At 46.3% G+C, this 13,738-nt stretch carries 10 protein-coding genes; 1 reads left to right on the forward strand and 9 read right to left on the reverse strand.

Annotated features, from left to right (window positions below; all coding sequences use genetic code 11):
- The 8 genes from JNJ77_03100 to JNJ77_03135 form a co-directional block, all read right to left on the reverse strand.
- Entirely contained in the window at window positions 1-813 is an 813-nt protein-coding gene (locus tag JNJ77_03100) for a class I SAM-dependent methyltransferase (protein ID MBL8821548.1), read from the reverse strand.
- 4 nt (window positions 814-817) lie between these two features.
- Window positions 818-2,089, reverse strand: a complete 1,272-nt coding sequence (locus JNJ77_03105) for an ABC transporter ATP-binding protein (GenBank protein MBL8821549.1) — start codon at window positions 2,087-2,089, stop codon at window positions 818-820.
- Complete coding sequence (locus tag JNJ77_03110; protein ID MBL8821550.1) at window positions 2,089-3,006, reverse strand: ABC transporter permease; 918 nt, start codon at window positions 3,004-3,006, stop codon at window positions 2,089-2,091. The genes JNJ77_03105 and JNJ77_03110 overlap by 1 nt, the downstream gene beginning before the upstream one ends.
- 128 nt (window positions 3,007-3,134) lie before the next feature.
- Complete coding sequence (locus tag JNJ77_03115) at window positions 3,135-4,361, reverse strand: TIGR03087 family PEP-CTERM/XrtA system glycosyltransferase (protein MBL8821551.1); 1,227 nt, start codon at window positions 4,359-4,361, stop codon at window positions 3,135-3,137.
- 36 nt (window positions 4,362-4,397) lie between these two features.
- Window positions 4,398-5,060, reverse strand: a complete 663-nt coding sequence (locus JNJ77_03120; protein MBL8821552.1) for an exosortase-associated EpsI family protein — start codon at window positions 5,058-5,060, stop codon at window positions 4,398-4,400.
- Between the two features lie 22 nt (window positions 5,061-5,082).
- Complete coding sequence (locus JNJ77_03125) at window positions 5,083-7,266, reverse strand: polysaccharide biosynthesis tyrosine autokinase (GenBank protein ID MBL8821553.1); 2,184 nt, start codon at window positions 7,264-7,266, stop codon at window positions 5,083-5,085.
- Window positions 7,267-7,331: 65 nt separating this feature from the next.
- Window positions 7,332-8,282, reverse strand: a complete 951-nt coding sequence (locus JNJ77_03130) for an exosortase/archaeosortase family protein (GenBank protein MBL8821554.1) — start codon at window positions 8,280-8,282, stop codon at window positions 7,332-7,334.
- 125 nt (window positions 8,283-8,407) lie between these two features.
- Window positions 8,408-8,986 (reverse strand): UpxY family transcription antiterminator, encoded by a 579-nt coding sequence (locus JNJ77_03135; GenBank protein ID MBL8821555.1) that lies wholly within the window; start codon window positions 8,984-8,986, stop codon window positions 8,408-8,410.
- Window positions 8,987-9,358: 372 nt separating this feature from the next.
- Here JNJ77_03135 and JNJ77_03140 point away from each other — a divergent pair, with 372 nt between their 5' ends.
- Entirely contained in the window at window positions 9,359-10,234 is an 876-nt protein-coding gene (locus JNJ77_03140; GenBank protein MBL8821556.1) for a polysaccharide deacetylase family protein, read from the forward strand.
- 58 nt (window positions 10,235-10,292) lie between these two features.
- Here the strand turns inward: JNJ77_03140 and JNJ77_03145 are convergent, their stop codons facing one another.
- Window positions 10,293-13,454, reverse strand: coding sequence for a PSD1 domain-containing protein (locus JNJ77_03145; GenBank protein MBL8821557.1), 3,162 nt, complete (start codon window positions 13,452-13,454; stop codon window positions 10,293-10,295).
- Between the last annotated feature and the right edge of the window lie 284 nt (window positions 13,455-13,738).

Consider the following 13,738-nt stretch of genomic DNA (forward strand, 5'->3'; position numbering starts at 1 on the left):
TCAGGCTAGTTGCCATTGAAAATCAATCATGCCGCGAATTGTTGGGCGGCCACGCACTTGTGACATGAAACCTGAGTACTCATTCATCCACAGATCGACAGCGGCAATTTCACCCGGGCGACGTGCATCATCCAGGAAGATACGCGCACCAGACGCAAGATGATTCGATAAACGAGGTAATGTACCAGACCTGCCAACATCTTTGGGCGGGCCGTCGATCATGAAGAAGTCTATCGATCTGTCCAGTTCAATGAGGATTCCAGATGGAATTTCATAACAGGTATCTGGGTGGCCATTCCAGGTAAAAGGAGACAACGGAGCATACGTAAGTTTAACGAATTGATTCAGTCCACATTCCTTCAGCCTGTTTTCGGTCAAGTGCAGCCAGTGTTCATCATGATCGAAAGAATAAATGCGGGGAACATCTCTGCCCTTGAGTTCCTGTTGTTTTGCGAAGAACGAAAAGAGCCGTGTTGATACGCCTGAGCCCATTTCGACAATGGTTTTGGGCTGTTTGAGCTGTAACTGTCTCCAGATAAACAGAATGGTTGCAGGTGAAGCAGCCCATGCATTTTCCAGATCTACTCTGGTTATGATGTTTTGCAAAACATGCCTGTTCTGAATTTCCTCAGCGGCCAGGTTTTCACCTGGTTGGATCAGGTGATGATCGAGGCTGTACCAGAAATCTCTACTCAGTTTTTTCCAGGCAGTCCAACTGAAGGATGGAAGATTACCTTTGCAGAAGCGAGACATCATCCATGGCTTGACTACCGGCTTAATGCCACGCCAGACTATGCCCTGAATGGATGGCATCAAATTAATTACCTGAAGGTTTAACGGACCACACGGATGGTGCGATACACACGCCGCGATGAAACACCCTGCCCTCGCCAAACTGTTCAGCATCCTGAACGGTAAACAGCATGGCATGCTCGACTGCATCGACCTCGCAGTTGCGATCGGTCAAAGCCAGTTTCATTGAATAATCGCCCGGCGCGAGAGGGAAATTCGGAATCTCGCAAACTACCGCACATTTGCTTTGTATCGTACTGGTGACATCCTGCGAAGCAGGGGTGTGCACCGTCAACAGCCTTTGTCCCAACATATCGTCGATGCCGATTCCCACTTTGGGAGATTCGAGCTTTCCTTTCGGATCGATATGTATTTTAATCCGCAGCGTATCACCCAAAGCGATGGATTCCACGGCTTGCTGTTGATCATTCAGCAGATATACCGATTGGAAAAGGATGCGCTCACGCCGATCTGTTTCAATCTCCCGCAAATCGGTGGTTTGTTCTGCGTACTCTGTTCGATTCAGTCGTTGATAGTGGTCAATGACATTTTTTGCATCCCCACTGAATGCCACTCTGCCTTTTTTGAAGCAGATAGCTTTGGTACAGAGATGTTTGAGTGATGCCATCTGGTGACTGACGATGACCACGGTACGACCATCGCGACTGATATCACGCATGCGGCCAAGGCATTTGTTCTGAAACGATTGATCCCCAACTGCCAGCACTTCATCGACAATGAGAATCTCAGGTTCCAGGTGGGCTGCAACCGAAAAGGCCAATCGCACATACATGCCGCTGGAATAGCGTTTGACCGGAGTATCGAGGAACTTTTCGACCTCCGCAAAGGCAACGATCTCATCGAACTTACGGGTGATCTCTTCTCGCTTCATTCCCAGAATGGCACCGTTCAAATAGATGTTCTCCCGACCAGTCAGTTCTGGGTGGAAGCCGGTGCCAACTTCGAGGAGTGAACCCATGCGGCCACGGATATCGGCATAGCCTGCGGTGGGTTCGACTATGTGGCTAAGAACTTTCAGAAGTGTACTTTTGCCTGCACCATTGCGGCCGATGATGCCTACGACTTCGCCGGGCATGACATCGAAGGAGACGTCTTTCAGTGCCCAGAATGATTCTTCCTGCCGAATGGCCCGCTTGGGTGTAGCCAGTCGGCGAACTTTGTCCCAGGCATTGCGTGCCATCAGGCGCATGTTCTCGGTCAGGTTGTTATCCTTGCTGGGAGCCAGCCCGAGACGATACTGTTTCGAGATGTTATGGACGGAGATCGCAGGTTTCATTAGATGACGTCAGCAAAGGTTCGTTCGACGCGGCGGAAGTAGAAGAGCCCGATGATCAGCATGATAATGCTGACCGCAGACGAGGTACCCAGGGCATACCAGTCGATGGTGCCGTTAAGCAGTGTCGCCCGGATGTTGAGAATGAGGCCATAGGCAGGATTCAGCGGAAGCCAGTTGGAAGCGAGTGGACCGAAAATATTGGGACTGAGGTAAATGCAAGGAGTTGCAAACATCCATAGCTGTACACCGAAGTTCAGCACGAATTTGAAATCACGCTGGGCAACGATGAGGGCGCTGAGGAATAAGCCTACACCCGTTGCAGCCACGGTGAGCATGAAAACAAGAAAGGGGAATAGGAGCAGATTCCAACCGGGAGCCACCTGGTACCAGAACATGAGCACCACGAGGAGCCCGATGGAGACGAGGAAATCGAAAAAAGGCGCCATCATGGAGGAGAGAGGTACTAGCAGTCGCGGAAAATAGATCTTGGTGATCAGTCGTTCGTTGCCTACGACACTGTTGCCCGCGGCGATGATGGCGTTGGAGAAAAATGTCCAGGGCATGACGCCTGCGAAAACGAAAAGTGCATAATCCTGAATACCGGTGTTCAGGCCGCCAAGTCTGCCCAGGAAAGCTGCAAAGACCAGCATGGTGGACAGGGGCTGAATGATGGCCCACATGACGCCGAGTACAGACTGCTTGTATCGTACCGCGACGTCGCGCCAGCCCAGGAAGAACCAGAGTTCGCGATAGCGCCAGAGTTGAACCAGATCACGCAGACTGAAACCGTGGCTGGGTTCAATGCGGGTAATCACCAATTGATCGCTTGGATTGCTTTCAAGCGGTTTCGGCGGGGCTTCTACCCTTGGCGTGAAAGGCACCGAACTATCAGAATGTGTAGCGAACGTTGAGCTCATGCGTGTTGTGGTTTCGTGCTGCAAACTTCAAGGCCTGCCTGTGAGTATGAACACCTTGATGGATCGTCAGGTATCGTTTTTCTTTTCATGGAGATCGGATACCCGAGACATTTCAATGACAGGATAGCTTACGATGCAGGTGCACCAAGGCTTAATGGCTGTGTTTTTCCAGATTGCACAGGTTTTTGCATGATTTTCACAAAAAGTTCGTGTAAAGGCTGCAGACAGCGATCCCAGGAATACCAGGATTCCACATAATCCCGACCAGATTGTCCCAATTGTTGACAGAGGTCAGGTTTGTTGAATAATTGCAAAAGTCGGCTGACCCATTCACTGTTCGTAGTGACACACTGTGCCGGGTTGGGAACATGCTGGTGTAAGCCAGCCAGGGCAGCGGGGCTGGAGAGCACTGGTTTTCCCATAGCCATCGCTTCGAGCACCTTGTTCTGCAGGCCTCGGGCAATTCTTAGCGGTGCTATTACCACGGAAGACCGGTGCACATGCGGACGCACATCGGCAACCTGTCCTACTACTTCGATACCCGCAATCGATGCAAGTGCCAGAACACGTGGTGCAGGTTTTCGCCCCACGATAGAGAAGGTTGCACCCGGGCATTTTCTTGTGACTTCAGGCCAAACCTCTTGAGCGAACCAGCATACCGCATCAATATTGGGAAGGTAATCCAGCGCCCCGACAAACACGCAGTGGTTTGGTCGAACTTCGTCATGGGAAGGATGAAAATACTCGAGGTCTACTCCGTTACTGATGGTGTGAACAGGTGCGTCAGGCACCAAGGATCGAAATAAATCACTTTCCGCATCGCTGACCAGCAAAAGTGCATCGGAGGTCTTGGCGAGCATTCTTTCGTATTGCCGTAACGCCTTCCCTTCACGTTGAAAAACAAAGCTTTTGGGAAAGAAGGAAGACACTGCATAGTTGTTCCATTTTTCACTATCGACATCAACCAGATCAACCACACGCGGGGTGTTTCGCAATTCCGGGATCGCGATATAGGGCGCCATGGCTGATGAGGAAACCAGGGTCAGATCAAATTCCAAGTTGTGCGACCAATGCTGAATGAGGGCTTGCAATACCTGGGAATGAAAAGCACTGATGGAAGTTACACCGCCTGTCAAAATAGACCAGCCCATACGCCCCCAGCGTTTGAAGCGGTCTGCCGGGATGATTGCAACCTGTTGACAAAGTGAATGCAAAACCTGTTGAGTAGAATCGGGGACTGGCTCATCAGCCAGGCATGCAAGAAGCACCTTATATCTGGTGGACAGATAGCGAAGCGTATGATAAGTGCGAATGCGATCGCCTTTATCAGGCGGGTAAGGTACCCGATGCGTCACATACAGGATGCTGGGAAGGTGAGGCACTGCTGTCGGTTACTGTTTGTCTGATTTCTCTGATTGACCATGCAGCGTCTTTTCCAAAGCAGGATAGAACTCTTTCAAGAACTGCTGCATCGTTTCATCCACGAGTGGCGCATCGAGAGATTTAGCTTCGCGGATGATGTAGAGCTTGTACAGGAATGGTTCGCGGTAGAAAACCAGCCTGGGAGAATCTGGTGCGATAAACAGGCCACCGGCACTCCAGGCCCACATGATATGCAGTGGTGCAGGAACAGGCTCTTTGGTGAACTTAGCAACCCAGAATTCCGGCGGGCGGCCCTCATGAACACCTGGAATCGCTTGTAATAGCCTGGTTCCCATCTTGTACCCGGCACCCTGATAACAGACATCAGGAGAATGTACTGCGATCGGCCCTGGCCTTCCACCAATTAGAAGTACGCTTACTTTTTCACCATTTTTCTTGTTCGTGTACACTCGAGAAAGGTAACTGTTTACTTCAGCGATCTGCAATTGCTTGGCATTGAGTTCCATGGATTGACTGGACCAGTCACCTATAGTTTCTGGCAGTTGTGCGATTCTGGACATGCCTTTAGTCATTTCCTGGGATTCGCCCCATCGATTGACTAATTTGCCCTGATAGTAGCCTGCGCCGAGAATGATACCCGCCGCTAGGATTGTCAGAATGATGCGATACATGGAATGCCTTTCTTCCGTTAAATCAATTATTTAAATTGCGGTACGCATATTTGCGTTGACTATAGCCGCGATAGGCTTGTGTTCCGTTCATGACTGCACCTAGAGTGTGGATATTTAGAGCATTCAGTTTATCTATTGCTTCCCTGACTGAACTGATACGACTGACCTGATGCATCATCGAGAAGATCACACCGTCAGCATGCTGAGCGACCAGCAAGGGATCAGCAACGGGAAGGATGGGACTGGTGTCAACGATGATAAAATCAAACTCCGCTCTCAGTTCACTAAAGATGTTGGTCATCACTTCCTGAGCGAGCAACTCGATGACACGAGTATTGCATTTTCCAGCGGGGAGCAACCAAAGCCCAGGTGAAGTCGTTCGGTGAAGTGAATCTTGAACAGGCACCAGTTCACGGATTAATTCACTCAGTCCTGGCTCAAGGGGCATTTCAAATAATTCATGAGCCGTAGGGTTACGTAAATCAGCATCGACTAATAGCGTCTTCTGTCCGGAACGAGCCAGGGAAAGTGCCAGGTGACAGGCCAAGGAAGTTTTTCCTTCGCCACTATCTGCACTGCAGACCATGATGATCTGCAATGAGTTCTTCTTGGCAGTATGAATCAATTGAGTCCTGAATGAATCGACTGATTCTGTGAGAATCGTTTGCCAGACTTCTTCATCATCTTCTTTAGGCTTAAATCCCAAGCTCAGTCGCTTTGGCGGTGCGGGAACCATGCCTACCACATTCATTCCAAAATGATCTTCAATTTCATCAGGGGAAGATACTCGATGCGTCCGGCTTTCCAGGAATGCGATAAGAAGTAACCCTAGCCCAAAAGCAATAACTGACCCAAGAATGGAGAAACGTATTTTATTTGAATACCGATCTGCTGTGGAGATCATTGGATCCCCCATTTTCCTGATTCGTTCCGGTGTATCAAGTTCCGCCTTGAGATTTTCCACAGTAGCTGACAACTTTGCTCGAATTGATTCCAAGGTTCCTATTTTCTGTTTATCTTCTTCAACATTGACAGAATTCGTATTTAATTCCATTGAAACCTTGACATATTCAGCCAGATCTGCTCGCAGGGTTTTTAATGCTTCCTCCAGCTGTTTTATTTTGAATTTGATATTATCGAGTATTGCAGTTCGCTCTGCCTGTGTCTTTGACTGAATCTCTGTCACCAAGGATGGTCGAAGCTGTGTTTTTTTCTCATCAATCTGCTTTTGTATGGAAACCAATTCATCCTGCAGTTGTTTAACTCGAATATTCGTAGGTGCGGCTTTAATAGTTCGATCAAGTAATTCCTGCAAATTGGCTTGCTGTTGTTTAAGTGGCATGAGCTGAGGATGGTTGTTAAGAACTTCATCGAAGTACTTGCTCGAAGTATCCAGTGCCTGCTGTTTGTTATCGGAGAAGATTTTTAAATCATTTCGATAATGCCTTAATTCTGACTCTGCTCTTATTATTTCCTTCTTGGTAGCTTCCTGCAATTCGAGAGTTAGCTTTTGCCTAAGTAACACTGTTTCGGTGTTTACATCTTTGCCTGCATCTGCATTTTTTCGCATTTTTTCTCTAAGCACGTCAATTTCTGTTTTGGCCATATCGTCAAATCGAGTTAATCTGGTTAGTCGATCCATTCTCTCTTTTTTTGTTTCGCTACCAAAATCACGTAAATACACTTCTCGAATGTTATTAACCAGAATTTTCAGTTCATGTGGTTTATCGCCCGACATCGAAAATTGCATAACTTCCGGACCGAATGGAAATTCCACTTTTAACTCTTTCATCAACCAGTCTTCGGGGTCTGGTTGCTCTTTGATGACCGAAAGTTTAGCTACATCCGAGTTTTTAAGTACTGAACTCATGAACACTGGATTTTTAATCAATGCGACCTGGGTTTGCCTCTGTAATGGTGGATCTGGATGTTCCTGCCAGCTTCCACCTACTCGATCCAGAATCCTGATTCGAGCATAAACGGATGGTTGCGTATAGGGGACTACGAACCAGAGAATCGTAGCTGCGAGCACAGCGAGTAAGATGGCAACCACACCTGCCTGAAACCATCTTCTCTTTAAAGCCTGCAGCAATATCCAGACATTTACTTTTTTGGAGTTACGCTTGAGTTTGCTGTTTTGGAAAGTACTATTTCCGTTAACAGATTGAACTGTAGTTATCGGCGATGTATTGGATGTGTTGGCCATAAGATGCTATCTCACTTCCTGATGATTACTTCATGACTACTTCGATACAGTCACAATTAAGTCCATCAACGTCTGCCAATCAATCTTTTTCTGGTTGCCTGTATGCTGGCTGCACCAGCATGTTTGTGCGTTGAAACATCCTGCACTGGAACCAGTTTTCGCAGCAACCATATTTCCAGTGCGAGGAAACCCAACGCAACTGGCATCATAAGCCAGCCAGCCCAGTCGTGAAATATCTTTTCCGCAGCTTCTTCACCAAACCATTCCTGTGCAATTCCAGTCGCGGTTATCCTTAGAATGTTGACAATGATTGCTATGGGAATGGCACTCAGAATGATTATAACCGTATCAAGAATAGGTGGTCGATAAATAACTACCATCGCAGCAGCCAACGCAAAGAAGATCAGCAACATGCTCAAGCCACTGCAGGCTTCCATGACGCCGATACGTGATTGAGAAAGAAAAATCACATTTCCTTCTGCCACCGCAGGTATTCCGGAAGCTTGTATCAGAAAAAGACTGCCAATAGTAGCTATCCGCTGAAGTGGATATGCTAAACCGGTTTCCACGCTGTGGGGTAATGGAATCATGAAGATCAGGAACATAACTGCTGGCAATGCCCACCACATAATCGACCATCCACCGAACAGCCAGAACAATCCTGCTATTACTATCATTAACGAAATACCATCTATCCAGTCCTGATTGATAAACCCGCAGGCAACATGTATCAGCATTCCTAAAATAACTAGTATCAGCCCGCGCGGATCCAATGTTGCAGTGATTTTTTCAAGACGATCTCTTCGCAAGTATAAGATAACCAAGGAGAAAAAGGGAACGAGATACCCTTGGGAATACTGGGGATCGTTCCACCACTTATAGGCCATGGCGGTCAATGTCGTCCAGTAACTCCAGATCAGTGCTGTTAGAAATAATACTGCAAGCAATGCAATCGCAGTCCTGGACAAGTCCTGCTTCACATTTAAACTGCTTGCTTCAACATTTTTGGGTAACACGTGCGCGCACTCCGTGACCGTGGGGTGACCTGCCCCCTTTTAAGTACCACCTTTTTTGCCTTCCTGGCATCATGTAATTCCTTGCAAATTCTACTGAGTCTTATCACTCAGTTTTGCATTGATCGTTAGCCCAATCGTACATTTGGAGTAACTGCTCCGATCATCCAGGACTCAATCTGCACAGAAACTCCACGCTGCAGCATGCGAACTTCCACGACGAACATTTCCTTATTGTTCTTACGAATGATTTTACCGGTCATTCCCTGCAATGAACCGTGCAGTATTTCCACCGTTTGCCCCGGCATTAACTGTTTTTCCGGTGTCATTACTTCACCAGACTGGATGAGTCGATGTACTGCATGGAGATCATGATGCAGTGACACTTGATCGATCACCGGTATACAGGCTATGATCATGTTCGTCTTCAGTGACTGGACTCGATCCTCATCACTACCATGAATAAAAACATATCCGGGAAACAATGGTAAATACGATTTCAGAACTCGATTCTTTCGTAGGGTTCTGAATTCATGAATTGGGAGAAAGAAATCCTTGCCTTGCTGATTCAACTTCCTCGCAAGCGATTTTTCTGCCCGTGGCTTGGTATACAATACCCACCAGCCTCGACTGGAATCGACCTTCTCGGAAATATCGGTGAAAAGGCTATCCTTAGACAGATAAGGTTCTAACTGCAATCGAGGCATTGTTGTCTCTCAATGATGCTACGTCTGTGTGTTGCGCAGGCCTCAAGCAGTCACCCGTCTTAAAATATCGTAACTTACGACTGAAAAACACTTTAAGGCTATACTGTGCATTGGGGGTGCCCATCACGATGTTAATCTGGTTGGCAGAGATGGGCGATCTCTTATAAATCCTATGGTAACAAACAATTGCGACAATTCAAGCATTACCTGCTGTAATTGACATGATTTACTTGAACTTGAATCATGCGAAACTCATGGATTTGCAATTATTTTGCAAATAGGTGGTCGAGGCAGTAAGTTATACCAGAATTTCGCGGTTCGTATCAAGGCTTTAAGGTGACGTAATTGCGATCTAATGAATGCCCCAGAACCATACTTAGTTTCGATGTTGAAGAACATTTTCGGATCGAAGCTGCATCGCATTTAGACTGCAGTCCAAGTGTCAAGAACGTTTATCGTCAGCGTGCTGAAAATGCAACGAGATCATTGCTTGAACTACTTAACGAAGCGAATGCACCAGCAACCTTTTTCATTGTTGGAGAGTTGGCCAAGTCTTCTCCAGGGTTAATCAGAGAAATTCATCAGGCAGGTCATGAAATCGCATCTCATGGATGGGATCATCAATCTGTATTGAAGCTGAATCCAGCTGCCTTTCGATCCGATATTCAACAATCCAAAGACTCTCTCGAGCAGATTATCGGCTCACCAATTTATGGCTATCGTGCTCCGACTTTCAGCATTGTACCCCGAACAGCCTGGGCAATCGATGCACTAGTCGAAGCTGGATTTCAATATGATTCATCTATTTTCCCAGTGAGCCATGATCGTTATGGAGTACCTCACGCTCCAACAGTTCCCTTCTGGTGTTCAGGCCAGGATTCGACATGTAAATTACTGGAAATACCACCACTAACTTTACGTACACCCTTGAAAAATCTTCCTGTAGCAGGAGGAGGGTATTTCAGGCTGTTCCCGTTATCAATCATGCAAACTGGACTATTCCTGAATCGATATCATGAACCTTCTGTATCGATGCTTTATTTTCACCCATGGGAGTTTGATCCGGGACAAGTCAGGTTACCTTTGCCATGTCTGAGTCGTTGGCGTACTTATGCCGGCATACACCGTTCTACTGCGAGATTGCGACACTTGATTCGAACCATTTCACCATCGTCATTTTGCAGAGCTGTGGATGTTGCTGGCGAGTTAAAGTCGACTCAACTCATTCATTTCAAACTTAGCGCTTGAGTGAAATTGAATTAACTCTATTTCTCTGGTTTGAATTTGTGTTTGAGTTCCTGCTTGATTAATATCGCGTGACCGTTTCATGCAAATTCAAAACAACACGCATCAGTTGCATCCATGCAGCCAGTTCTCGCTTGTCAATTCGATCATCATGAGAAGCCAAACCCACCGAAGTCAGTTTTTCAGCTTCTTTTGATTTGTCAGCATAGTGACTGCGTTGCATAGCAATCATGTTTTTCATCGCATCCAATTCAGCAGGTTTGGGATTTCGGGCCAACACTCTGTTGAAAGTGAAGCGAATTCTCTGAATATCGTCTTTGGAGCTATGCCAGATCGTTTGAGCCAGTATTCGTGCAGCTTCAACAAAACTTGGATCATTCAACAGGGTCAGTGCCTGCTGAGGCGTATTAGATTGAACTCTATTGGCAGTACATTCCTCCCGAGAAGGAGCGTCGAAATTCGACATCATAGGCTGAAGAAACATACGTTGCCAATGGGTATAGAGCCCTCGCCGATACTGGCGATCATCGCGAGAGGCGACGTAGTTTCGGTCAGGAAACTGAAGCAACGCATAATATCCTTCAGGCTGGTAAGGAAATACACTTGGCCCACCCAGTTCTTTGTTCAATAGACCGGAGACTGCGAGTGCCTGATCGCGAATAAATTCTGCTTCCAGCCGCCTTGGGTTCTGGAACGAAAGTAATCGATTCTGCGGATCAATTTCCTTGCTTTCTCCTCGTGTGACTGCAGATTGACGATACGTGCTGGACATGACCATCAGTTTCAGCAGATGTTTAATATTCCAGCCTGATTCACGAAATTCCACCGCTAACCAATCAAGCAACTCTGGATGAGTAGGCCACTCTCCTTGAGCACCAAAATCATCCAACTGATTGCTTAGTCCATTGCCAAAAAATTGTTTCCATAATCGATTAACAAAAACTCTTGCAGCCAAGGGATTTTCTGGAGAAGTGAGCCAGTTCGCCAGGTCCAACCTGCTGGTTCCAACAACCTTTGAGGTTAAGAATTCTGGAGGTGATGCTGAGACTATTGACCCTGATTGATCAAGGAAATTGCCTCGGGGAAGAATACGAGTTGTAACAGGTTTTTCCAACGCTTCAGAAACCATAGTCATGGCTTTCCCATTTCTGCATTCGTGGAACTTTTTTTCCAGTTCCTTGATCTGCGCAAATGCAGATTTATTCCAACCGGTCGAACGAAGAAACTGCAAAGTTTCCGAAAGTGAATGATGGCTGACTAAACTAAGTGGAACATCGCCAGTAGTTGCGACTCGGATTCGTGCCAGTAAACTGGTTGGAAATTTGATCACTAAAGAATCACCCTCTACTGACTCGAGAGGCTGATCAAGCCACCAGATACTCTTATGCAACTGATTGCGATTGCCTGACAAGGTTCGCCATCCGTCCTTGATCCCGACAACATCATGACCATTCCGATAAATGTTTTCTTTCAGATTTGCTTCAGCAAATCGAATGGAGATCGGAACCAGCTTCTCTTCGCCACTTTTTTTAAGGTAGAAAGTCGGTCTGAAGGTGATGTTCGTTGACTTGTCTCGAAAAATGCTCAATGATTTTGAGGATTGCTCAACTGGCAGCAGATCAACACGAACAGCTGACAGCCAACCAGGTTTCAATACCAAACTCACTGTGGGAGCCTTATTGATTGGACCTTTCACTAGAATTGAACCATCTCTCTGAACTTCAGCAATCTCTTGTGAATTTTCTTCTCCCTGCTTTGTCTCGCTTTTCTGTTTTGCAGGAAACTTACTTGCATTCGTCTTCGATAGTGGAGGCAAGTCGCTAAATGACACGGTCACCGATGTGCTAAGTTCATGTTGTTGTTGGCTTTGGCTGGTAATCTGCCTCTTCCAGCGAGCAAGTTGATTTATTGCAGAAGTTTGCTCCTTTCCTGCCCCCAACTGGGAATCAAAACTCTCTTTCGCAATTTGCTCCATTTTCTCGATCAGTTTTTTCATTCGTTGTTTCAGATAGTCGTTTTCCACTTCTATTTCTGGAGGAAACGGATGATCGTTGCTCCATCCTTTCAAGTCGGGGTTGGGAGTGTAATCGTAATCCTGGTAGACTCCCCATTGTTTCAAGTCACTGAAGTAGGCTGCCAGTGAATAAAAATCTTTCATGGTGTATGGATCGTACTTATGATCATGACATTCAGCACAACCTATGGTTGAACCTAGCCAGGTTCCTGCAACAGTACGAACACGATCTGCTGCATATTTTGCCAGATATTCAGCAGGCTGAGCGCCACCTTCACGGGTCATCATGTTGAGACGATTAAAACCTGTTGCTATTCGTTGATTCACTGTAGGTTGTGGTAACAGGTCCCCTGCCAATTGCTCTCTGGTGAACTGATCAAAAGGCATATTGGAATTGAATGCCTGGATTACATAATCTCGATAGGGGAAAATACGCTGGTTTTGATCGCCATGATAACCGACGGTATCTGCAAAACGAACTAGATCTAGCCAATTCACTGCCATCCGTTCGCCATAGTGCTGCGAAGCCAGTAAACGGTCTACCGTTTTTTCATACCAGGAATCATCCCCATTCTGAATTGCCTGCACTTCATCCCATGTAGGAGGTAGGCCGGTAATATCCAGACTTATACGTCTGAATAATGATGATCGATCAGCTTCATCTGAAGGCTTGATTCCTTTTGCTTCTAATGCAGCCAGAATGAATACATCAATCGGATTTTTTGCCCAATCTTTGTTTTGGATAGAAGGAAGTTGTGGACGAGTTGGGATTACATATGACCAATGGGCCTGATATTCTGCTCCCTGCTCAATCCATAGTTTCAATAACTCTTTTTGTTTGACAGAAAGAGGCTTATGGGATTCAAGAGGAGGCATTATTTCATCTCGATCTTCCGAAAAAATTCGTTCAATCAGATGACTTTTCGACAAATCACCAGGCACAATAGCTTTTCTGGTTATCGCTGAATCACGCTGATCAAGTCGCAATTTTCCCTTACGTTTGTTCTGATCCGGCCCATGACAGGCGAAACAATGTTCACTCAAAATGGGCCTGATATCTCGATTAAACTGCACACGGTTGGAGCGTACTATTGGCTTTGAGTTTTGCGCTGCAGAAAACCAACTCAGAAGAAAAGTCAGTAGAAACACAAATAGACTGATGCTAATTCGCATGAGAGTTTCAGCCGGGAAAAAACTACTTAAGCCCATGATAAACCATGAGACTGAACTTACCAAGTTAAAACAACTAATCGCGATTTGTGGAAAAGCATGAAGAGTGTAAAAAAGATGTAATGCGGAGTAGAGTATTCCTGCAAATGAACCTGACAGTAACGCTGGATTCTTAAATCCAAGAACGGTGACGGTATTGCTTGGAAACAGTTTAGGTAGAATTCAGTTTGAAACTGCACGAAACTTGAAGAATTCAATTTCCAAACTGCCTAACCTCTTGCAATTGGCATCGAACCTGCTAACTTCCCAGAGACAAAATCTCT

The sequence above is a fragment of the Planctomycetia bacterium genome (assembly GCA_016795155.1).
Lineage (GTDB): Bacteria > Planctomycetota > Planctomycetia > Gemmatales > HRBIN36 > JAEUIE01.

Bases quoted from the DNA above. Each gene is read 5' to 3' on its own strand.
- JNJ77_03100 (MBL8821548.1), bottom strand. From the start codon at position 813: ATGCCATCCATTCAGGGCATAGTCTGGCGTGGCATTAAGCCGGTAGTC.
- JNJ77_03105 (MBL8821549.1), bottom strand. From the start codon at position 2,089: ATGAAACCTGCGATCTCCGTCCATAACATCTCGAAACAGTATCGTCTC.
- JNJ77_03110 (MBL8821550.1), bottom strand. From the start codon at position 3,006: ATGAGCTCAACGTTCGCTACACATTCTGATAGTTCGGTGCCTTTCACG.
- JNJ77_03120 (MBL8821552.1), bottom strand. From the start codon at position 5,060: ATGTATCGCATCATTCTGACAATCCTAGCGGCGGGTATCATTCTCGGC.
- JNJ77_03125 (MBL8821553.1), bottom strand. From the start codon at position 7,266: ATGGCCAACACATCCAATACATCGCCGATAACTACAGTTCAATCTGTT.
- JNJ77_03135 (MBL8821555.1), bottom strand. From the start codon at position 8,986: ATGCCTCGATTGCAGTTAGAACCTTATCTGTCTAAGGATAGCCTTTTC.
- JNJ77_03145 (MBL8821557.1), bottom strand. From the start codon at position 13,454: ATGGGCTTAAGTAGTTTTTTCCCGGCTGAAACTCTCATGCGAATTAGC.